This is a genomic window from Bacillus sp. VT 712 (assembly GCF_001614195.1).
Lineage (GTDB): Bacteria > Bacillota > Bacilli > Bacillales > Bacillaceae_H > Priestia > Priestia flexa.
Genome location: NZ_LWBK01000029.1, coordinates 34,229 through 56,601, shown reverse-complemented (window position 1 = coordinate 56,601; position 22,373 = coordinate 34,229). Strand labels below are relative to the sequence as shown.

General features: G+C 36.8%; 25 protein-coding genes, 1 pseudogene and 1 riboswitch. Of the genes and pseudogenes, 23 read left to right on the top strand and 3 right to left on the bottom strand.

Annotated features, from left to right (window positions below; all coding sequences use genetic code 11):
- From A2U94_RS14260 to A2U94_RS20435, 3 genes are all read left to right on the top strand, one after another.
- On the top strand, positions 1–847 hold an 847-nt coding region (locus A2U94_RS14260), incomplete at its 5' end, for a transposase (RefSeq protein ID WP_156482260.1).
- Positions 848–1,071: 224 nt separating this feature from the next.
- Positions 1,072–1,761, top strand: a complete 690-nt coding sequence (gene yodN, locus A2U94_RS14255) for a germination protein YodN (protein ID WP_025911466.1) — start codon at positions 1,072–1,074, stop codon at positions 1,759–1,761.
- 224 nt (positions 1,762–1,985) lie between these two features.
- The gene (locus A2U94_RS20435; protein ID WP_064484042.1) at positions 1,986–2,153 is read left to right on the top strand and encodes a YozD family protein; all 168 of its coding nucleotides are present in this window, start codon (positions 1,986–1,988) and stop codon (positions 2,151–2,153) included.
- A gap of 60 nt (positions 2,154–2,213) precedes the next feature.
- On the opposite strand, the gene A2U94_RS14250 is transcribed toward A2U94_RS20435, so the two are convergent.
- Positions 2,214–3,242 carry a DUF2515 family protein gene (locus A2U94_RS14250; RefSeq protein ID WP_051567217.1) on the bottom strand — a complete coding sequence of 343 codons (1,029 nt, stop codon included), beginning with the start codon at positions 3,240–3,242 and terminating at the stop codon, positions 2,214–2,216.
- A gap of 112 nt (positions 3,243–3,354) precedes the next feature.
- Between A2U94_RS14250 and A2U94_RS20750 the strand changes: the two genes are divergently transcribed.
- From A2U94_RS20750 to A2U94_RS14230, 6 genes are all read left to right on the top strand, one after another.
- Positions 3,355–3,564, top strand: a complete 210-nt coding sequence (locus tag A2U94_RS20750) for a hypothetical protein (protein ID WP_076512741.1) — start codon at positions 3,355–3,357, stop codon at positions 3,562–3,564.
- 8 nt (positions 3,565–3,572) lie between these two features.
- Positions 3,573–4,391: a serine/threonine protein kinase gene (locus tag A2U94_RS14245; protein ID WP_025911464.1), complete on the top strand. Its 819-nt coding sequence runs from the start codon at positions 3,573–3,575 to the stop codon at positions 4,389–4,391.
- Positions 4,392–4,421: 30 nt separating this feature from the next.
- The gene (locus tag A2U94_RS14240) at positions 4,422–5,195 is read left to right on the top strand and encodes a sporulation protein (RefSeq protein WP_025911463.1); all 774 of its coding nucleotides are present in this window, start codon (positions 4,422–4,424) and stop codon (positions 5,193–5,195) included.
- A gap of 60 nt (positions 5,196–5,255) precedes the next feature.
- Complete coding sequence (locus tag A2U94_RS21230; RefSeq protein WP_153301137.1) at positions 5,256–5,393, top strand: hypothetical protein; 138 nt, start codon at positions 5,256–5,258, stop codon at positions 5,391–5,393.
- A 74-nt stretch (positions 5,394–5,467) separates the two neighbouring features.
- On the top strand, positions 5,468–6,115 hold the full coding sequence (locus tag A2U94_RS14235; protein WP_025911461.1) for a phosphatase PAP2 family protein: 648 nt from the start codon (positions 5,468–5,470) through the stop codon (positions 6,113–6,115).
- A 281-nt stretch (positions 6,116–6,396) separates the two neighbouring features.
- On the top strand, positions 6,397–6,717 hold the full coding sequence (locus tag A2U94_RS14230) for a hypothetical protein (protein ID WP_025911459.1): 321 nt from the start codon (positions 6,397–6,399) through the stop codon (positions 6,715–6,717).
- 54 nt (positions 6,718–6,771) lie between these two features.
- Here A2U94_RS14230 and yoyE read toward each other — a convergent pair whose 3' ends face one another.
- Complete coding sequence (gene yoyE / locus A2U94_RS21595; protein ID WP_167556116.1) at positions 6,772–6,924, bottom strand: protein YoyE; 153 nt, start codon at positions 6,922–6,924, stop codon at positions 6,772–6,774.
- 198 nt (positions 6,925–7,122) lie between these two features.
- Between yoyE and deoD the strand changes: the two genes are divergently transcribed.
- From deoD to A2U94_RS20745, 3 genes and pseudogenes are all read left to right on the top strand, one after another.
- Positions 7,123–7,827 (top strand): purine-nucleoside phosphorylase, encoded by a 705-nt coding sequence (gene deoD, locus A2U94_RS14225; protein WP_025911458.1) that lies wholly within the window; start codon positions 7,123–7,125, stop codon positions 7,825–7,827.
- A 49-nt stretch (positions 7,828–7,876) separates the two neighbouring features.
- A riboswitch (yybP-ykoY riboswitch) is annotated at positions 7,877–8,036 on the top strand.
- Between the two features lie 431 nt (positions 8,037–8,467).
- On the top strand, positions 8,468–9,916 hold the full coding sequence (locus A2U94_RS14220; RefSeq protein WP_025911457.1) for a SulP family inorganic anion transporter: 1,449 nt from the start codon (positions 8,468–8,470) through the stop codon (positions 9,914–9,916).
- A 97-nt stretch (positions 9,917–10,013) separates the two neighbouring features.
- Positions 10,014–10,487 (top strand): annotated as a pseudogene (locus A2U94_RS20745) (DUF2975 domain-containing protein).
- 232 nt (positions 10,488–10,719) lie between these two features.
- On the opposite strand, the gene A2U94_RS14210 reads toward A2U94_RS20745, so the two are convergent.
- Complete coding sequence (locus tag A2U94_RS14210) at positions 10,720–11,886, bottom strand: FtsW/RodA/SpoVE family cell cycle protein (RefSeq protein ID WP_025911454.1); 1,167 nt, start codon at positions 11,884–11,886, stop codon at positions 10,720–10,722.
- A gap of 341 nt (positions 11,887–12,227) precedes the next feature.
- Here A2U94_RS14210 and A2U94_RS14205 point away from each other — a divergent pair, with 341 nt between their 5' ends.
- From A2U94_RS14205 to A2U94_RS14155, 11 genes are all read left to right on the top strand, one after another.
- Positions 12,228–12,773, top strand: a complete 546-nt coding sequence (locus A2U94_RS14205; RefSeq protein WP_025911452.1) for a hypothetical protein — start codon at positions 12,228–12,230, stop codon at positions 12,771–12,773.
- A 72-nt stretch (positions 12,774–12,845) separates the two neighbouring features.
- Positions 12,846–13,271, top strand: a complete 426-nt coding sequence (locus A2U94_RS14200) for a hypothetical protein (RefSeq protein ID WP_025911450.1) — start codon at positions 12,846–12,848, stop codon at positions 13,269–13,271.
- Positions 13,272–13,501: 230 nt separating this feature from the next.
- Positions 13,502–14,128, top strand: coding sequence for an FMN-dependent NADH-azoreductase (locus A2U94_RS14195; RefSeq protein ID WP_025911449.1), 627 nt, complete (start codon positions 13,502–13,504; stop codon positions 14,126–14,128).
- Positions 14,129–14,413: 285 nt separating this feature from the next.
- Positions 14,414–14,911 (top strand): PTS sugar transporter subunit IIA, encoded by a 498-nt coding sequence (locus A2U94_RS14190; RefSeq protein ID WP_025911447.1) that lies wholly within the window; start codon positions 14,414–14,416, stop codon positions 14,909–14,911.
- 37 nt (positions 14,912–14,948) lie between these two features.
- On the top strand, positions 14,949–15,776 hold the full coding sequence (locus A2U94_RS14185; protein ID WP_025911446.1) for a PRD domain-containing protein: 828 nt from the start codon (positions 14,949–14,951) through the stop codon (positions 15,774–15,776).
- Positions 15,777–16,000: 224 nt separating this feature from the next.
- The gene (locus A2U94_RS14180; RefSeq protein ID WP_025911444.1) at positions 16,001–17,386 is read left to right on the top strand and encodes a sucrose-specific PTS transporter subunit IIBC; all 1,386 of its coding nucleotides are present in this window, start codon (positions 16,001–16,003) and stop codon (positions 17,384–17,386) included.
- Positions 17,387–17,476: 90 nt separating this feature from the next.
- A complete protein-coding gene (locus A2U94_RS14175; protein WP_025911443.1) occupies positions 17,477–18,424 on the top strand; it encodes a carbohydrate kinase family protein in 948 nt (315 codons plus the stop codon).
- 463 nt (positions 18,425–18,887) lie between these two features.
- On the top strand, positions 18,888–19,151 hold the full coding sequence (locus A2U94_RS14170) for a hypothetical protein (RefSeq protein WP_025911440.1): 264 nt from the start codon (positions 18,888–18,890) through the stop codon (positions 19,149–19,151).
- A 32-nt stretch (positions 19,152–19,183) separates the two neighbouring features.
- Complete coding sequence (yidC, locus tag A2U94_RS14165; protein WP_025911438.1) at positions 19,184–19,957, top strand: membrane protein insertase YidC; 774 nt, start codon at positions 19,184–19,186, stop codon at positions 19,955–19,957.
- Between the two features lie 525 nt (positions 19,958–20,482).
- Positions 20,483–21,679 (top strand): hypothetical protein, encoded by a 1,197-nt coding sequence (locus A2U94_RS14160; RefSeq protein WP_025911436.1) that lies wholly within the window; start codon positions 20,483–20,485, stop codon positions 21,677–21,679.
- A 34-nt stretch (positions 21,680–21,713) separates the two neighbouring features.
- Positions 21,714–22,214, top strand: a complete 501-nt coding sequence (locus A2U94_RS14155) for a GNAT family N-acetyltransferase (protein WP_025911434.1) — start codon at positions 21,714–21,716, stop codon at positions 22,212–22,214.
- The last annotated feature ends 159 nt before the right edge of the window (positions 22,215–22,373 follow it).

Here is a 22,373-nt window from a genome sequence, read left to right as displayed (position 1 = left end):
ACGCATGATGATGAAAATCATTTTATGTGCCTACACACAGTCAGTTTTTTCAGGAAGAAAAATTGAAGCGCTTCTCAAAGATCGTATACGTATGATGTGGCTAGCTCAAGGTTACGAACCGAGCTATCGGACAATCAATCGATTTCGTGTTCACCCAGAAGGTCAATATACACTTGCTTACGATGTCTTTTCAAATCCAACGGACACACGAACACTTTGTCCGTTTCTTGACGCAATTGAACATCACTACTTCGAACTCCCAGACTATATTGTCGCAGATGCGGGATATGGAAGTGAAGAGAATTACCTCGATGTGCAGAACAGAAAGCGTACGCCTCTTATCACATATAGTATGTATCGAAAAGAGAAGAAAAAACGCGTTAAGAATGACCCATTTCAGACAGCGAATTGGGATTATCATGAAGAAGATGATTCCTTTACTTGTCCCAACGGGAATAAGTTGACGTTTCGTTACAAATCGCATCGCACAGACCGTTACGGATTTACAAGGTTATTCAATGTGTACGAATGTGAGGACTGTTCAGGTTGTCCTTTTCGTTTACAATGTACGAAGGCGAAGGAAGGAAAGAACCGAAGAATCCATTATAACGAAAAGTGGGAACAACAAAAGAAAAGCATTCAACAGCTGCTTTCAGAAGAAAAAACGGGTAAAGTCTACGGAAAACGTAAGATTGACGTAGAACCAGTTTTTGGATATCTGAAAGCTAATTTGCGTTTCACTCGAATGTCCGTAAGAGGCAAAGAGAACGTGAAAAACGAATTAGGGTTTGCGTTCATGGCGGTGAATGTACGAAAGTACATCGCCTCCAGCGTAAAATGTGCATAGACCAATCAAACAGATCAACAAAAAAGGGTTCTCATCATCAAAATGCGATGATGAGAACCCTTTTTCATTATTTTTGGCTAGTTATGTCCCAGCCTCTTTGTTTTTTTGTGAAAATCAGCGTATTTCAGGCTTGATTGAGGTGATGTTATACTTCCCCTTTTACTATTTTTGCATATACTATTGTAACTTTTCAGTAGGTGTTAGTTTAACAAGGAGGTGCGACGATGGCAGGCAAGAAAAAGCCTAAATACCGCATTGGGGATACAATCGTTGTAACGATCTATGGGACCGTTGGCACCATTACAGATATAAAAGTGATGGATGGACTCTTTGTATATGAGATTAACCATAGTGAAGGTCTGTTTTTAGAAGACACAATTGAGTTATTAGAAGATTATGACGGACAGATCTTAGTACAAGAACGCGTTGAGTTAGAATATAAATATTTCTTTGGTGACATTGTTCAAGTGTTTAATTACGGAAAAGAATTGTTTAAAATCATTGGCATTCGCACAGAAATATGGCGATATAAAGAAGACGCATGGGAAGATATTGTGTATGAACTATCCCGTGTTACTGACGGAGAATGGCTTGAAGCTAGTGAAGAAGAGCTTATTCTCGTGACTCCTCATGAGGAAACAGAAAACTATGTACAAAATATCGATATGTTGTATTTAGGAAAAGAAATTAAAAAGACGGAGTTGCTACCGACGATGAAAAAACAAAATGGACATGGAAAAGAAGAGATGAAATTAACAAAAGAGAAGCATGAAATTATAAATGGTTTGTTAGATGTTTATAACGATTACAAAACATTGCATGAGATGTTTCAAGATGATGAATATGTAGAAGTAATGAACTTAGTATTGAAACATTTACACAAGATTTCCAAATCAGAGCAAGATAAAGCGTAGCCCCATGTCTGTTATTATAAGCGTATGTTAGAAAGGGTAAGCTATACATAGAAAGAGGCGTATAGCATTGAAAATTTTAGACATACTCTTGTACTTTTGCTCATAAAAGTATATAAAGTAAAGTTTGAGCTAGTAAGATTAGATATTTGCTAGTCCTTTGCTTTGCTATTTTGCGAGCTCATGAAGCTACGCTTGCCCGCTAAGACGGGGTGAGGAGTGATATTGTGAAAGAAATCGAAGTAGTTATTGATACAGAGGAAATCGCTGAGTTCTTTTACAATGAACTAATAAAGCGGGGGTACGCTCCAGCTGAGGAAGAGCTAGGAGAGTTGGCTGATATTACATTTGATTATTTGATTGATAAATGTATTATCGATGAGCAAGAAGAATAAAGAGAGATAATAGCAATTTAATAGCGGTACTTTATGTAACGACGAGGCAGCTCGTCGTTTTTATATTAGAGTGGGCATATCCAGTTTTGCTAAGTATGAATAAGGTGAGGTCCCTACAAACCAATCAGACTGATTAAAAAATGTATGGACGCGGTTTCCCCAGCACATGTCTAAAGGTAAAGTAGATGAAGGAGCCTTAAAATGGTTAAATTTTGAGTGTAGACTTGATGAATAGTCTTGTCTCGCTCCGGTATGCTTTACGCTATCTGCAAACGAATAAGTACCTGAATATAAATGACTATGAAGAAACAGAAGTGCATAAAGCAATTTCCCCGCAATAATTCGATTTTTAAGGGAAGAAAATTGTGAAATGTTTACTCCAACTAAAGCTAATTGGTTAGTACTTTCATAAGGAATTAACACCTGGGTCATACCGAGAAAGCTTTGTGCATAAAACTGCCATGTGTCCAGTACGTCTTCTTTTGTTTTTCCATCTTGAATGAGCTTGTTTTCAATATAATGCTGTTCATTCACAATTAAAGCAAGAGATAGTAAATGTTCTTTTTTCATAGGTTCATTTATGAATTCAGTCCAAATGGGATGCATAAATGCGGATACTCCTAAGGCGGTAAGTAAGTGAGACAGATTTTGCCCATTCTTTTGACTTTCTTCATATAACAGTAGTTGAGAAAAAGCATCTTGAAAGATTGCAGCGTTTGCGCGCTCTAAAAATAGAAAAAAAGCATGCTGTTGAACAGGAGAAAGAAGCTTTTTGGCGAAAGTAGTTTGCAAGTCGGTCATATAGTAGCCGCCATTTCTAGAAACGAGGTGAGCTAAAAACGTCCATTTTATTTCCGGGTAACGCTTATAAAATTCCAAATAAGCATGGGTTCGCGTAATGTTGTTTTTATTGTGCAAGCGAACGTTTTTTTTAATTCTTTGAACAAGCTTAGACTCTTTCTCATTTAGTTCAAAAGTGTTAGAAAAGGAAGATAAAATAGCTAAAGATTGCGTATTTAAGTGTGCTAAGTTGTTCGTTGTTTCAATAGTCATAGTCTTGTTAACCTTGAATGGAAGTGAATAAATCATAAAAGTTCTCCTTTTCGTTTTAAAGCAGCTAAACGGGGAATAAAGTTTTTGAAACCTTTATATTATTAGTACGTATAAAGGGTAATAAGTGTTAAGAAAAGAGGGAGTTATTATGATAAAAAAACTACTGAATTCAATATTAGGATCAAAAAAACATCATCGCTACAGCAGCAGCGATTACCACCGTCGCCGTCCACGACACTACAGCAGCAGTGACTACAAAAAAGGACGTCACTATGATAGTCGAAGTCATTCAAAGTATGGACATCATCATTATAAGCGTAAGAAAAAAAGCTTTTTCTCCAGCTTTTCTTCTAGCTGATTGACAAAATGAAGCACTTTTTTAAATCAATTCAACGATTTCTAATGGACCGCCCTTTAAGACAAGGCGTATTAATTAAGAACCGTTATGAAATTGACCGTGTTTTAGGAATGGGGAGCTATGGTATTACATACCTGGCAAAGGATCAAAAGCTTGGAACACAAGTAGTAGTCAAGCAGCTGCGTAATACGAAACAAAAGCTTGACCAAGGCATGCGAGCTTTTCAATATGAAAAAAAGATATTAGCAAGAATAAATCATCCTCAAGTCCCTCAGCTACTGGATGTAGAGGAAAGTAGCGCTGGATTTTTCATTATAATGGACTATATTAACGGAAAGACGTTTGAAGACTTAATATTTGAACATCACTATAAATACAAAGAAGAAGATGTAGTTCAAATATTGCTACAAGTAATAGAAGTGATTGAATCTCTTCATAATGAAGGAATTGTCCACCGTGACCTGCGAATTCCAAACATTCTTAAGGTCGATGATGTTATTTACATCATTGATTTTGGTTTAGCACGTTTTATAGGAGATGATGAACAAGTCGAAGGCTTAGTAACAGAACAGCAGTATATGAGAAGAACAACTGTTCAAAGTGATGTATATGCTTTAGGGCATTTCGCGCTGTTTTTGCTGTACTCAAGCTATGAACCTAATTCAAGAAAAGAGAAGAGTTGGGAAAAAGAACTTTTGTTATCACCAGAGCTTACAGCAATCATTCGCAAAATGTTACAATCCGATGGCTATTATGAAGATATGATGCACCTCAAAGGGGATTTGCAGTTTATTGCTGATAAAAAGACGAAGGCTTTAAACTTTTAATATAGTGTAGAAATGGGGAGGTTGGAATTAATGGCTTTATTTAATAAGATATTAGCTCGAATCGGTATTGGTGCTGCTAGAGTAGATGCAAAGCTAGTAAACGACGAGTTTCGTGCAGGTGAAAAGATTGAAGGGATTGTAGAAGTATATGGAGGCAATGTTGAGCAGACGATTGACCGAATTTACTTACGTCTGTTTACATCATATGTAAAAGAAGTAGATGATAAAAAGGTCAAACAAGATATACAGCTCAATGTATTCAAGATTAATGAGCCGTTTACTATTCAGCCAGCTGAAAAAAAAGAAATCCCTTTTACTTTCCAACTACCTGATGATACACCCGTTACGCTTGGAAAAACACGAGTATGGGTGGCAACAGGTTTAGATATTAAAGATGCGGTAGATCCGTCCGATATTGATTATGTGAAAGTTCTTCCTAATTTGATGGTTACAAGCGTGATGAAATCAATGGAAGACCTTGGCTTTCGTCTTCGTCAAGTGGAATGCGAAGAGGCACCAAGAAGAATGCGAAAGCGACTTCCTTTTGTACAAGAATTTGAATTCGTTCCAGCTAAGGGTCCTTATTATGGAAAGTTAGACGAAGTAGAAGTAATTGTTCAATCATTAGGTAACGGTCAATATGAACTGTTGTTGGAAATTGATCGTAAAGCTCGAGGGTTTAGTGGCTTTTTATCAGAGGTATTAGACGCTGATGAGTCTCTTGTGCGGGTTACAGTGTCTGAAAGTGAGATTGCTCAGCTATCTGCCACTCTAGAGCGAGTTATTTCAAGATATAGCGTATAAGTTAGGATAGTCTGTCTTTCTTCTTCACATATTAAACGTGTGAGGAAGGGAGGGAAAACCATGTCTCATAAAACAAGTAATCAAACACATCAAAAAGGAATGAAAAAGTCGTCACGTCAACAGCCAGAATTCTCAAATGAATTTGCTATGAACCAGGCACCAAAGCCTGAACACTATAAACAGCCTAAAAAGGACTAACGACTGCATAAGGAGCATGTATTTGCATGCTTCTTATTCATTCTTCTTTATCGTTTAATGGAGGAGAGCACAACATGTTAACGCGAAGACAATATATTGTTACTGTCTGCCTGGCACTTGCCTTATTTGTGATTCTAATGCTAACGTTTGACACGGATTTTGTAAAAGAGTTAGATTATGATGTATTACATACAATTTTTGAGTGGAGGACAAGCTGGCTAACACCATTTTTTATTTTTATTACAACGTTAGGATCATGGTATGTTACGGCACCAATTTGGCTTGTCCTTGTTATACTGTTGATGTATAAACGCCAAGGCATATCAGCCTTATTCATTACCCTTGTGTTTTGGGGGGTACGAGGGTTAAATTGGCTTTTAAAAGAAATTTTTGAACGTCCAAGACCTGGATGGAGTCAGCTAATTGACGCATCACACTACAGTTTTCCAAGCGGCCATGCGATGAATTCGAGCGCATTTTTTGTGGGACTATTATGCCTTGTTTTAGCGTATTCCAAGACACAAAGTGTGAGAAGTATCGCCTATACAAGCTTTATTCTACTAATCATATTAGTTGGGTTCAGTCGAATGTATTTAGGTGTCCATTACTTAACAGATGTATTAGCCGGTTATGCTTTGGGTATCTCTTGGGCGATTAGCATGTATCAGCTCTATCGTAAATTCATGCATTCTTCTTTAAAGAAATACCAGTTCCCGACATAATATATACCATTACAAATTCTTAACGAATAGTTCATTTTATTGATTTAGAACCAAACGGTTATCCACTGACTTTAACAAGATGATACACTAGTAAAAGCATGGCGAACGCCATGCTTTTTTGGAGAGATTTATGCTAAGGTAGTTTAATTATAAAAGAAAGTATGAATAAAACATGTATTTGAAATGAAGGATTTTGATCTATCTATCGCTAATATAAATGACATAGTATTAATTCATACATAGGATGCAGGATAGAACATTGAGGTTTGGAGGGAAGACATTTGAATGTGTGGACGAATTTAAAAAAACAGTTAAATATCATTACGGAATACGATGTTACAATTATGCAAACAGAAGAAAAAGGAGAAAGAAGAGGATATAAACCGGTTCATCGTTTAACGGTAAAAGCTCTCGACCATCAAGATGCAGCGGTTAAAGTCTTTCAACAGTTCAACATTGCTGACAATTTGCCAAAAGAATGCAATGCTCGTTTTATTAGTACAGGAGATATTTTATTAATTGATGAAGGTACTAGAGGAAAGTATTATTATAAACTTTGGACGGATGGATGGCAAAGAGTAAATCGGATTCACGTCCGGTAAATCAATTATTGATAAAGCAAAGCGACCAATCAGGCCGCTTTTTTAATAAAAAAGTTAATAGTCGCGCATATGGTGTCCAGGACCATTTTTGCGTTTATTTGCTGTATGCTCATCACCATGTGCCTCTTGCTCCGCAATAATGGCTTCTTGAGGAATGTGGTTGTTTTTCTTTGGTGAATTAATGCGATTACGATGTTTTTTGCCCATATGATCACCTCATTTATTTAAAAATAGTGTTCTTGAGTAGCTTTCCTCGAAACATGTTTTTCATTACGCCATTTTTTTCAGTACATAGTTCAGCAAAAATGTTGGAATAATGAAAGGCAGAGAAAGAAATCAGTCATTAATTCGACAAATTGTGTTATAGTGAGAAGGTAACATTTTTACACAATAGGAGGTACAAAGATGAGTGTACATATTGGGGCAAAAAAAGGTGAAATTGCAGAAACGATCTTACTCCCTGGAGATCCGCTTCGTGCAAAATACATTGCGGAAACATTTCTAGAAGATGTTACTTGCTACAATGAAGTTCGCGGAATGTTAGGATTTACAGGAACATATAAGGGAAAACGTGTTTCCGTACAGGGAACAGGGATGGGCGTTCCGTCTATCGCTATTTATGTAAATGAGTTAATGAATGAGTATGGTGTTCAAAACTTAATTCGTGTCGGAACTTGTGGGGCGATTCAAAAAGATGTAAAAGTTCGTGACGTTATTTTAGCTATGTCTTCATCAAGTGATTCACAAATGAATCGCGTGAAATTTGGACCTATTGACTATGCGCCAACTGCGAATTTCGACTTATTAAAGCGTGCATATGACGCTGGAGTTGAAAAAGGATTACACCTAAAAGTAGGTAACGTTTTCACTTCTGATCAATTCTACAATGAAGATGGACAACTAGAAAAGCTGGCTGCACACGGTGTACTAGCAGTTGAAATGGAAACAACAGCACTGTATACGCTAGCAGCTAAATATGGGCGTAATGCGCTGTCTGTTTTAACGGTAAGCGATCACATCTTTACAGGTGAAGAAACAACAGCTGAAGAGCGTCAAACAACATTTAATGATATGATTATCGTTGCTTTAGAAGCAGCAATCAATGAGTAATAAATAGTTGAATTCTGTTCGCAATTCCCTTATAATATCTTTATGAATAAGATTCCTTAAAGGGGAGTAGCGTCAGGTTTTTCCTGAAATAAAGTCGACATTTCGTAGAGAAATCTACCGGCTTTATTGGCATAGTAAAACAATGTCTAGCAAGACCTTTACCGATTAGTGGTGAAGGTCTTTTATTGTTTAAATGAGAGATAAAAGATGTAACCATAATCGTTTGTTCTTATTTTTATGTTAAAAAGAGGAGAAGCGATGATTCGTTGAAACGAAACAAGAAACTATTTTTAATGGTAGCATTCCTTGTGTTGAGTAAATTATTTTTACTTGCAATGTTGACCTTGGAGGTGAAAAATCCGCCTCGATTTCAACATTTATTTGGCTTAATTTCAGTCAGCTATTCATTAAATTATACGGAAGTTCCACCTCGACGTTAATGAGTAGGACTTCACTAAAAAAGAGCGTGCAGTTTACGCTCTTTTTTAATGGTGTGAATTAGAAAAGAAATCGGTTCAACACGATCGTAAAAAATATATTTTCAATTCAAAGAAGATATGATACGATAACCTACGTTCAAAACGGCTTTGGTTTTCGTGAGAGTCGAAAATCAATTTACTATATACTATGAGGTGATTTAGTGAGCGTAGCAGCTATTAAGCAGCAGTGGTTTTCAAATATCCGAGGAGATATTCTCTCAGGAATGACCGTTGCACTTGCATTAATTCCCGAAGCACTTGCATTTTCCATCATTGCAGGAGTAAATCCTATGGTAGGTCTATATGCTTCTTTTTGTATGGCAATTGTCATTGCATTTACTGGGGGAAGACCAGCAATGATTTCTGCCGCAACTGGTGCAATGGCTCTTTTAATGATTGATCTAGTGAAAACTCATGGGGTTGAGTATTTGTTTGCGGCGACAATCTTAACTGGAATTATTCAGCTCGTTTTAGGTGTGCTGAAAGTTGGAAGGTTTTTATCATTTTTACCACAAACGGTTATGTTTGGTTTTGTTAACGCGTTAGGGATTTTAATTTTCACTGCTCAATTTCAGCATTTTAAAGGTGCGAACTGGGCTATGTACGCGATGGTAGCAGGAACATTATTAATTGTATATGTATTCCCTCTTGTAACTAAGATAGTTCCAGCACCATTAGTAGCGATTGTATTTATGACGACCATGGCCATTTTTGGTGGAGGATTTGGCTTGAAAACGGTAGGAGATATGGGAGAGATTACGCGTACACTACCAGCTCTTCATTTTCCAGCAGTAGAATTATCACTAGAAACATTATTGATTATTCTACCGTATTCACTACCGTTAGCGATTGTAGGTTTGTTAGAATCATTACTAACTGCGACAGTTTTAGATGATATGACGGATACAGATTCCAATAAAAATAAAGAGGCACGTGGACAAGGTTTTGCTAACATAGTTACAGGTTTATTCGGTGGAATGGCAGGATGCGCTATGATTGGACAATCTGTAATCAACGTAAAATCAGGTGGACGTGGAAGACTTTCAACACTTATAGCAGGCGTGTTTTTATTATTTTTAATTATGGTGTTAGGTGATGTTGTAAAGCAGATTCCAATGGCCGCGCTTGTTGGCGTCATGTTTATGGTAGCGGTAGGCACGTTTGATTGGCGATCTGTTAAAGACATTCATAAGTATCCTGTATCGGATTCTGTTGTTATGATTGCAACAGTTGTTGTTGTACTGCTTACACATAATTTAGCGCTAGGAGTTATGGTTGGTATTGTCATTAGTACGGTCGTGTTTGGTTGGAAAATGGCGAGATTAACAATAATAAAAGAAGAAGAGTCTGATCGAATAGTTTATCACGTTAAAGGTCCTCTTTTCTTTGCAACAACAACAGCTTTTGTAAATGCATTTCATTACGAAGATGAACAAGCAATAATTGTAGTTGATTTTTCAAACTCTTACGTTTGGGATCAATCTGCAATGTTAGCCGTGGCGAAAGTTATAGGAAAGTATGAAAGCAATAATAAAAAGGTAATATTACAAGGGATGAACGGTGCTACCAAAAAAGCGATGGGGCGAATTGGCTTAGAATCTTCGATATAGATAGCATAAAGAGGTGACTATTCACCTCTTTATTTTATTGAAAACGATAAAATGCATATTATAATCATATTGTCATTAAATAAGGGAGGTGTTTTAAATAATTGTTAAACGAGGTTCCACCACTTCCTTAAAGGTCATTATTTTTCTAATCGGAATTGCAGTGTTTACTTTGTGTATTTATTGGATGCCTGTGTGAACCATTAAAGACGTAGAAGCACATCCTGGTAGGGATTACTCGCTATATCCCCTTTTAGTATGTGCGTATGGAATTTGTATTACATTTTCTTTTACGCTGTATCAAGTATATAAACTATTAACCTATATCGAAAGGAACAACGCTTTCTCCGAGTTATCTCTTAAATCTTTAAAGGTTATAAAAAAATGTGCTTTTACAGCCATTTTCTTCATTGTATTAATGATAATAAGCTTAAAGGTGATTTCTATAATCACAGGAGATGATGCAGCAGGACCTATATCGATAAGTTTGATAGGAATTTTTGCAACAAGTATCCTCATAGCCATTGTGGACGTACTTCAGAAGCCATTAAAAAATTTCCTGGATAAAAAATAGGTATAATTTTATTATTAAATTCCCTATCGTTGAGTATAAAAATGATAATAGAACTTATTCATAATCAAAAAAGAAGCGAAAATATAAAAAAGCAGTTGGATTACGAAATCCACTGCTTTTTTTGTTACAACTTACTGTTGATATTAATGTTAAAACAGTAACGAATTGGGCTGCGAGTTTTGATTTTATGCTTCAAAACCGAACCCGTTAATTCTATACCGCTCTTTTTATTTTACTCTGTACCAAACATATATCGTTTTTGGTGCCAAGATATTCCAAACATTAATCCAATGGCAAACATACTACCCATTAGGGAGCTACCACCGTAAGAAATAAATGGTAGAGGGATACCTGTAATTGGTAATACTTGAATCGTCATACCGATATTTTGAAAGACGTGGAAGGTGATCATCGTAATGACACCTACGCATAAATAAGAGTTAAATTCATTTTTTGTTTCTAATCCAAGCTTAATTAAGTAATAAATAAGAAGGAAAAACAAGCTGATAACAATGCTTCCTCCTATAAAACCGAACTCTTCACCTATTACGGCAAAGATAAAGTCTGTTTGACTTTCTGGAATGTAAACAACGCCATTTCCCGGGCCTTTTCCGTTGACCATCCCAGAACCGATAGCATTCAGTGATTTCACTAAGTGATATGCTTCACCTGTGCTGTAAGTGGTTGGGTCTAGCCATGCATAGATCCGACCAAATTGATACTGCTTAACACCTAAATATTTTTCAAGGAAATCAGGAGCATAAATTACTAGTGCAAGAATGCCGGCACCTATTGAACCAAGCCCTAAAAAAGCAGGAACAATTAGCTTCCACGTTACTCCCGATACAAAGACCAGACCTACAAAAATCGCTAATAAAACAAGCGCAGTTCCTAAGTCAGGTTGCTGCATCACAAGAAGCAGAGGAAAACCTAATGTTGCCCCCATTTTTGCTAGTAATAAAAGGTCTTCACGTATCGTGCGAATGCGATATTTTTCGTTGTGCTTAACAATAATATTACTCAATACAATAATCAAGAAAACTTTTACAAACTCAGAAGGCTGTAATGAAAAGCCAGGTAGTGTAAACCAACTTTTTGCACCGTTAATTTCTCGAGCAATACTGCTCGGCGCAATAATTAAGAAAATTAGAAGGAAGTTTCCAAAACCATAGAAGACCCACGAGAGTTTTTGTAATTGATCAGAATCTAGTCGCATTACAAATGCAATAATTACTGCTCCAATTACGTAGAAAGCAACTTGTTTAATAACAAAGTTTGAATCATATTGTCCAATAGTTTGTGCACTATTAATAGCAGTAATACTTACGCAGAAAAAAAGAAAGAGAAGAAAAGCTAAATTCCAGTCAAATCTACTAACATTTCGTTGATTTTCACCCATACTATTCACCTATCAATATCGAATCTAATTATATTCTTAATGTGGCACGCTAGTGTTAAGCCACAAAAGATATCTTCACTATGATGAAGATAATATCATACAGCCTCTTATTATACATGAATCATTCTACAATATAAATAGGTCAAACGATAACATTTTGCCTTTTACATCTTTTTGCTAGATTTTTAAGGTGGATAGGACTAAATCTAGCAATCTTATCATAGAGATTACTATATAAAAGATAATTTAATCAATTGCTAATCACTAGTAAATTTAATAGATAAAAATGAAAATTGAGTGAAAGAGTCTCTTATATAATAGAGGATAAGGAGGATTAGCTTATGATTTGGGGCGTGATTCTTGTAGGCTTATTCATTTGGTGTTCCTGTTACTATACCGTGTGTCACCATGGTTATATATCAACAAAAGCTGGCAATTTAGCTGCTGTATATACGGCAATGAGCACAAGCTTTATAACCGCTTTTACGATGTTTGTATTAGTGGAAGAAACGCTTATGTTCTCAAGTATTTGTGCTGCTTGTGCAGGTATAGGAGTAGGATGGTTTATTGCGATTCCTTTCACAGTGAAAACAATTATAGGTGGTATTGTTAGCGGTGTTATTGCTAGTTTCAGCTTTTATACAATCCATCTCTTTTGGTCATATAGCAACGGGATTTTATGGGGGATTTTTATTTTAATCTCCATAGTAGGAAGCAGCCAGTCTCTCTTTAAAGTTTTAAAAGAAATTCCTATGTTTGAATCAGTTTTTGTTAAACGTTGCATTCAACACCCCTTTGTTTTAACTCCAATATTCGTTTTGATCTTTTTTGTATATCAATTTATTGAACGATACATGTCGCAATATGATCCTACTCGAAAAACCTAGTGTATGGATATTCACCTATTCAAAAAGTGAAGCATATAGTAATTTAAATGCACATTGGAAAGGAGAATATATATGTATCGATATTATTACGACCCTCGCTTTCAAATTATATTTCCAGGACAGGGTGGGCAAGGTTTTCCACCGCGACCACCAGGACAAGGTGGAAGCTTTTTACCACCACCTCCACCACCAGGGCAGGGAGGCGTACCAGGTTTTCCACCACCTTCTGGTCAAAGTGGTCCCCCAACAGGTCCACCGCCTGCTTTTACACCTCAATTAGCTTCTTCGGGAGGACCATCTCTTTATGCTGTAGATCCTGGTTCGATAGCAGGTTGTCTGTATAAATACACGTATATCTGGGCAAAAGGTGGGCGGTCATATTGGTTCTATCCAACATATGTCGGCCGCAAATCCGTAGCAGGGTATCGTTGGACTGGATTCAACTGGATATATGCTGGGATTGATTTAGATCGAGTGAACGAATTTCAGTGTTATTAAAGAGGTTGGGACATAAGTATCTCAGTCAATGATATATCTGAACTATCGCGAGTTAACTACTTTCGATAGTGCGGATATTTTTTTGTTTCGGAAAAATTTAAAAAAAATCATTTAAACGGTTGACGAATAAAGAACAGAATTATATAATAAATCTTGAATTCGAGATAATAACAAAATTAAAATCTTGAAATAAAAATAAATTATTTAAAGATAAACGGGAGATGAGAACTATGACAAACGTGTTATATGTAAAAGTAAATCCACAAGTTGATGAGGCGTCCTTCTCAACACGCTTAGCTCAAGCATTTTTAGATGAGTATCAAACGGTGAATCCAAGTGATACAGTAACAACAGTCGACCTTTATAAAGAAGGCGTTCCTTTAATTGATTCTGATGTGTTAAGCGCTTGGGGGAAAGCTGGAGCAAATCAAGAGCTAACAGAAGATGAAACAGTAAAAGTTGAGCGTATGGGAGCTTTATTAGAGCAGTTCTTACAAGCTGATAAAGTAATTTTTTCAGCACCGATGTGGAACTTAAGCTTTCCACCACTTATGAAAGCATATATTGATAACATTTTGATTGCTGGGAAAACATTCAAGTACACTGAAAGCGGACCTGTTGGATTAGCTACTGGAAAGAAAGTAGCATTATTAGAAGCGCGCGGCGGTGTTTATAGCGAAGGACCAGCTGCAGAACTTGAGTTTACACAGAAATACTTCCGCACTGTAATGGGCTTTATTGGTATTCAAGATGTTGAATTAGTTGTTGCTGAAGGCATGGCTTATGCTCCAGCAGAAGCAGATCAAATTTTAGCTAATGCAGTAGAGAAAGCAAAAAGTGTGGCAAAGACATTTTAATAAGTAGTGAAAAAAAGAGTATGGTAAAGGCTATACTCTTTTTTATATTTCAGCGAGTTAAATCAATTCCGATATTATTCCATCGAAAGAACTTTTTTGTTTACAATACATCGTAGGCATGTTTAAATAGTGAACATATTTATCTCAATATCCTGATCTAATGAGGGGAGCATTGTATACAAATGTTGAGGATATAAGAAGAAGTTTCTTCTTAATAAAGCTACGTTTTTCAAAGGTAATAAAGGGGTATGCTACCAATAAAATGATAAAGGAAAGGTGATTAACATGTTTAAAAAACTTTTTGGCGGTAAGACGAAATCTAAAGAAACACTAGTAACGGCACCAATGACTGGCAAAATCCTTCCATTAGAGCAAGTTCCAGACCCGGTGTTTTCTCAAAAAATGATGGGCGATGGATTTGCTATTGAACCAACCGATGGACAAGTAGTATCTCCAGTGGCAGGAGAGGTAGTCCAATTATTCCACACAAAGCATGCTGTCGGATTAAAAACAGAAGCAGGTACGGAAGTACTTATACATATTGGACTGGAAACAGTAGCAATGGAAGGGGAAGGCTTTGAAGCGCATATTCAAGCGGGCGATAAGGTAGAAGTAGGCACACCTCTTATTACGTTTGATTTACCATTAGTGACAGAAAAAGCGAAAAGTATTATTACGCCTGTTGTCATTACGAATAGCGACGCAGCAGATTCATTTGAAATTGTAGCAAGTGGTGATGTTCAAAAAGGACAAACTCAATGTGCGAAAGTGACAATGAAATAAATTTGTCACCTTCTTCCTGCTGAGGAGGAATAACCGGTTGAAGATATTTAAAGTATTAAACAACAATGCAGCCGTTGTAAAAGAAGGAAAAATTGAAAAGATTGTAATGGGCCCGGGGATTGCCTTTCAAAAAAGCAAAAATGATATTTTAAATAAAGCCAAAGTTGAAAAAGTTTTTGTAATGAAAGAAGAAAATGAAAAATTTCAAGAAATATTAAAAAGCCTACCTGAAGAGCATATTCAAGTGGCAGAAGAAATTATTTCGTATGCGGAACAGCAGCTAGGCGTTATGCTTAGTGATCATGTTCATATCGCTTTAAGTGATCATTTATCATTTGCAATTGAAAGGTTATCTCGAGGAATTTTAATTCAAAATAAACTTTTACATGAAATTAAAGCACTATATCGTCCGGAATACGATATAGGTGTATGGGCGATTGAACAAGTTTCTAAACGTTTAAAAGTTCAGATGCCAATTGATGAAGCAGGTTATATCGCTCTTCACATTCATACAGCTAAATTGCATACATCCAATATGGAACAGGTAATGATGAATACAACAATCATCAACGAAATGATTGAGATTATTACAGAAGAACTTGACCTTAAAATTGATGAAGAGAGCATTTCGTACCAGCGACTACTCACTCATTTACGCTTTGCGTTAAATCGAATTGCTGAAGATGAGCCTTTTCATTCAATGGATGAAGATATGTTGAACATGCTGCAAACTAAGTACAAGCGTGCTTATACATGTGCTTTAAAGATTGGAGCATTTCTGAAAGCCGAATATGACATAAATTTTCCACCTTCTGAACTTGGCTATATTACGCTCCATATTGAAAGAATTGGTCAAAGGGCCTAAAAAAGTCTTGACGAACAATGTCGAAATAGATACAATGAAAGCGTATTAATTGAATAAGCGGGATTGTGACTGGTTAAGCAGGCAAGACCTAAAATGCGTGAAATATGTATGCACTGCTGTTGTGTATATGTATTTGAGTACGCGTTTTAGGTCTTTTTTGTTGTCATCTGGCTAGTTGAATCGCAGAAACTATATTAAAAACATGTGATAAAGGGGGCGTTCGCATGGATGTGAAAGACATTGCGAAAAAGCTTGTTCCGCTTTTAGGTGGAAAAGAAAACGTTACCAGCGCTCAGCACTGCGCTACGCGCTTGCGTTTAGTCATTCGAGATGAAAGCAAAATTGATCAAAAAGGTTTAGATGAAATAGACGATATTAAAGGTGCTTTCTCTAATTCAGGGCAATTTCAAATCATTTTTGGCACAGGACTTGTTAATAAAGTCCATGCAGAATTTATGAAAGAGTTAGGTGTAGAGAATCAAACAACAGAGCAGCCTGAAAATCATCAAGAAGAAATGAAGAAAAAGATGAATCCTTTCGCAAGGTTTGCTCGTATGCTTTCAAATATTTTTGTTCCGATTATCCCTGCCATTGTTGCAAGTGGTTTACTAATGGGGCTACTTGGAATGATGAAAGCATTTAAGTGGGTTTCAGAAGACAGCTCACTTTTCATTTTACTAGATATGTTTTCAGGTTCCGCGTTTATCATCTTGCCAATCTTGATAGGATTTTCAGCTGCTAAGGAATTTGGAGCGAATCCGTATTTAGGAGCCGTAATGGGTGGAATATTAACTCATCCAATGCTATTAAACCCATGGACCTTAGCAGATGCCAAGCCTGAATATATGGACTTTTTTGGATTAAGTATTCCGTTAATTGGCTATCAGGGTACCGTTGTACCGATTTTACTTGCGATTTATGTGATGAGTAAAATTGAAAAAGGGTTGCGTAAAGTTGTTCCAAACGCAATTGATTTACTAGTAACACCATTTTTGACAGTTATTGTTACAGGGTTTATTTCTCTGTTATTTATTGGACCATTTGGAAGATATATTGGTGATTTGATTTCAATTGGTTTACAATCAATGTATGACGTAGCGGGTGTATTTGCTGGGATCGTGTTTGGTGGTTTGTATTCCACGATTGTATTAACAGGACTACAACATAGTTTTCATGCAATTGAAGCAGGACTTCTTGCAAACCCTGATATCGGAGTTAATTTCTTACTTCCTATATGGGCATGCGCTAATGTTGCACAGGGTGGTGCCGGATTGGCCGTATATTTTAAAACAAAGAATGCAAAAACAAAGAAAATCGCAATTCCAGCCGCTGTTTCTTCGTTTCTTGGGATTACGGAACCAATTATCTTTGGTGTAAACTTAAAGTTACGTAAACCATTTATTGCAGCAGCTATAGGTGGTGCTGCTGGTGGTGGATATGTTGTGTTAACGAATGTTGTTGCAAACGCATACGGTTTAACAGGTATCCCGATGATGGCTATTGCAGCTCCACTTGGGATGAGTAATTTAATTAACTATATTATTGGAATGGTTATCTCGGTAGGAGTAGCATTTATTGTTACGTGGTTTATGAAATTAGAAGAAGAATAAAGAAGGTAAAAGAAAAGTAGGAGTAAAATGACAGTTCATTTTACTCCACTTTTCTTAATTTATACTCATAAAGAAAGAGAGGGGAAAAAAATGAAAAACGGTGTTATTTCATTAGGAGAAGCATTAGTTGACTTTATTCCGTTAGATCATACGAATCTTACATATCAAAAAAGTCCAGGGGGTGCGCCTGCAAACGTGGCGGTAGGAGTATCAAGATTAGGCTTGAAATCCACATTCCTAGGGAAAGTTGGGAATGATGTATTAGGTCATTTTTTAAAAGATACGCTTGATGAATATGGTGTTAATACAAACAACATGCTGCTTACAGATGAAGCACGTACAGGAGCGGTTTTCGTTACGTTAGATAAAGACGGTGACCGCAGCTTTAATTTTTACATTGATCCAAGCGCAGATCGCTTTTTTCACGAAGCAGAAATTGATGAAGAGCTATTTAAAGAAAATCGTATTCTTCACTTCGGTACGATTTCAATGATTAGTGAACCTTCCCGCTCTGCCACTTTGAAAGCTGTAGAACTTGCGAAGAAGAATGATGTTCTTGTGTCATTCGATCCTAATGTTCGTTTAACGTTGTGGAAAGACGAAGAAAAATTGAAACGTACCATTCTAGAGATGCTTCCAAAAGCAGATATTGTAAAGCTTTCAGAAGAAGAGCTTGCTTTTATTACCGGAAAAGAAATGATTGAAGAAGGAGTGGAAGCGTTAAGCCATTATGCTATCCCGCTTTTAATTATTACATTAGGAGCAGAGGGAAGCCTAGCTGTATCTTCTAAAGCAAAAGTAGCTATTTCCGCTATGAAAGTGAACGCTGTTGATACAACAGGTGCAGGAGATGCCTTTGTGTCTGGTATGCTTTATTCCATTAATCAATATAATGGTCAACTTTCAGATTTGACAGAAGAAGAGCTTACTTCTTTTGGACGCTTTGCAAGTGTTTCTGGGGGACTAGCAGCTTCAACAAAAGGTGCGATGACGGCATTACCTACAATTCAAGAGATTGAAAAGCTTCTTGTGAAGTGAAAAAAGAGACTGAGACATAAGTAGTTCAGCCTCTACTATACCTGAACGATTGAGAGTTCATAACTTTTAATCGTTCAGGTTTTTTTGGTTGATTGTGAAAACAATGTTGGAAACAGGGGGGAATGGAGCGTAGGACACTCGACTCCTGCGGGAAAGAGAGGGAAAACGGAGATCCCGCAGCGCAGCGAGGAGCTCAGGTTCCTCCCCCGCGGAAAGCGAGTGGCCGTAGCGCAGTGGAACGAACGTGTTGAGACAAACCAAAGAGATGGGAACAGCTAGTGTTCGTCTTTTAGAAGCCATCATTTTGTTATGTCCCAAACTCTTTTCTATAAAATATAAGCCTTGATGAAACTTTTTCACAAATAAACCGTAGAAGATAAAGACGTACGTATTGTGTCAGCACATTGTAAATGCTACACTACTAGTAGATTCATTAACTACAGTTTAGAAAGAGAGTAAACATATGGATTTTTATCATGATTTGTTTCTATATGTTCCGTACTTAACTGCCCTTATGGCTTATGTAGTCTGCTATTATATGCTTCGGGAATCGAGGTATGTAGCGGTACGCACAGAGGAGCTAAGAGAATCGACTTGTATTCAAACTAGCGTAGCAGTATTTACGGCATGGAAGCGTTTGAAGACGCTTAGTCATGTATATAGAAAAACACCGGTAAAAGAAAAAAACACGGATGAAGAAGACCCTTTCCTTCTTATTTTTGCTTAATGTAATCATTTAAACAATTAGGAGGAAAGAAAATGAAACGACATTATAAATTAGTAGCAGTTTTAGGGATGGTATTAATTGCATTAGCAGGGTGTAGTACACAAAATCCTGTTACGTCTACAAGCGGTGGATTTTGGGATCACTACTTTGTATATCCACTGTCTCTTGCTTTGACAAAGGTAGCAGAATTCCTTGGTGGTAGTTATGGTTTATCAATTATTGCTGTCACGATTATTATTCGTCTAGTCTTATTACCGCTTATTTTAAAACAGCAAAAAAGCACGATGGCTATGCAAGCATTACGCCCGGAAATGGAAGCTATACAAAAGAAATATGCAGGTAAAAAAGATCCTGAAACGCAGCAAAAGCTTCAAAAAGAAATGATGGCTTTGTATCAAAAACATCAAATTAACCCACTAGGTGGATGTTTACCTATTTTAATTCAAATGCCAATTATTTTTGCGTTTTATAACGCCATTGCACGTACGGGAGAAATTGCGGAACATTCATTTTTATGGGTAAGCTTAGGTGCTCCAGATCCATACTTTATTTTACCAATTATTGCAGCTATTACAACATTCTTACAAATTCGTGTAAGTATGACGGATGAAATTCAGCCTCCAATGAAGATGATGATGAACATTATGCCAATCTTCGTATTAGTAGCCGGTTTTACACTTCCGTCAGCTTTAGCTCTATATTGGGTAATTGGTAACTTATTTGGTATTGGACAAGGTTATTATTTAAAAAAGAGAATGACGTTCCTAAAAAGTAAATCAGATACTAAACCAGCTCCTACAAAATAAAGAAAAAGGCAGTCGTAGTATATACGATTGCCTTTTTCTTTTGGTTAACAACATTTTACTTGTGAAAAATGATATAAATTGGATTAACTTACATATTTCTAAGGCATAACAAAAAGAGACTGAGACATAAGTAGTTCAGCCTCTACTATACCTGAACGATTGAGAGTTCATAACTTTTAATCGTTCAGGTTTTTGGTTGATTGTGAAAACAACGTTGGAAACAGGGTGGAATGGAGCGTAGGACACTCGACTCCTGCGGGAAAGAGAGGGAAAACGGAGATCCCGCAGCGCAGCGAGGAAGCTCAGGTTCCTCCCCGCGGAAAGCGAGTGACCGTAGCGCAATGGAACGAACGTGTTGAGACAAATCAAAGAGATGGGAACAGCTAGTGTTCGTCTTTTAGAAGCAATCATTTTGTTATGTCCCAAACTCTTTTTTTATAGGTTTTTGTCATGAGATGTTTGGATTTGTGCAAGGATAAGAAGAAGTAGATGTGACAGATAAATTTAATTAAAAGGAGTGACAAAATGAGGCGCTTTTTCTTATGCTTCTTCATGATATTATTGCTTCCAAGTACAGTTGAATCAGCTTCTAACTTCAAGGTAAGTTTTATTCGAGATGGTGACGTGTGGGTTTATGAAAACGGAAAAGAAACAAAACTTTCTTCAACTAATGAGGCAAGTGAACCGATTTGGTCAAAGCATGGAGCTTATATCGCCTATAAAAATGGAGAATCGTTGATGGTAGCTAGCGTAAAAGGCAAGCAAATTGAAATTGAAAAAGATGTCCAAAGTTATCAGTGGTCACCAACTGGTATGGAGATAGCGTACATATCAAACGACATTTTAACTATCTACAATGTTAAACAAAAGAAAAAAAGTCACGTAGCTCTTGGCGTTGATCAGTTTTCATGGTTCCCAGATGGTAAACAATTTTTAATAACGGAGTCAGCAACCTTATCACCGAGAGGTTGGGGAGTGGTTAAATTATATACGGTTGAAAAAAATGCAAATCTAGATATAAAAAAGGTCGAACCTTTTGCAACCTTACCTCATCAAAGCGACTCTTTTTTTGCTTATACAACGAGCGAATTTAAGTGGTCAGAAAATGGACATTGGATTAGCTTTTTAGCTATTCCGACAGCTTCTATGTCAGCTGATGGAAACACGCTATGCGTTATAACTTCTGAAGGTAAAGCGTTTCAATCAATCGGTACAATGCTAAACGTATCAAATTGGTTTAAGTGGTCTCCCCATCAGCAAGAGCTAGCTTTTATTAATGGAGAAGGTCGGATTGCTACTGAAAATAAAACGTTCACGTTAAAAGAAATGCCCGTTTTTAAAGAGCATATTTTTACTCCAAAAGGTTTTGCTGACTGGGATTTTACGTGGGCAGCAAATAAGCAAATTATTATTTCACGAGTACAAGAAGCGGATTGGTCAAACGACGCTAAGAAACGCCCGCTTCCCTCACTTTATACAATTAACTTAGCAAAAAACCAGCAAGAAAAATTAACTAATCCTTTAAAAGGCTGGGGGGATTATGCGCCAACATATATCAATCAGTCCAAGCAAACCCTATGGATACGTACGAATCGTAAAAGAGCCAATATTATGGCTGGTAGTACAAAGCAAGAAAAAATACTCATTAAAGATGTCGATGTGCCTGATAATTATTATGATTTATATCGGTGGAATGATGTTTTCACTGTATACGAGCCCTAACATGTAAGAAAATAAGCGAAAACCAGGTGAGGATATGAACATTCGATTGTTAACCAAAGAAGATGCAGATATTTATTGGGAACTACGTTTAAGAGCCCTACGAGACCATCCAGAAAGCTTTGTTTTAAGCTATGAAGAAGAATGTGAAAAAGAAGTGTCAGATATTCGTAAGCAATTTCCTACATTTGAAGACGAGTTTATCATGGGAGGGTTTCTCGATGATAAACTTGTTGGAATTGTAGGTTATAAAAAACAAAAACCTTTAAAAGTTCAGCATAAAGGAGATATCTGGGGAATGTACGTAGCTCCTGAAGCAAGAGGAATGGGGCTTGGGAAATCACTTTTAAAAGCAGTTATTGAACAAGCTTCAAAATCAACGGAGCTGCTGCAAATTTATCTTGTGGTCGCAGCTAATAATCAAGGAGCAAAAGCTCTGTACACTGCTTTAGGATTTAATAGCTATGGGTTTGAAAAACAAGCTCTACATGTAGAGGATAAATTCATTGACGAAGAGCATATGGTTCTTTATATGTAGAAGAATCAAAGGGCTGAGAAATAAGCATTTCAGTGAACTAGATATCCGAACGATTGCGAGTTAACTGGCAATCGTTCGGATATTTTTGTTGGTTATGGAAATAAGTTATAAATTGAGTGTCTGCAGTGCAATGCAAAGAACGTGTTTCTATAACTTACT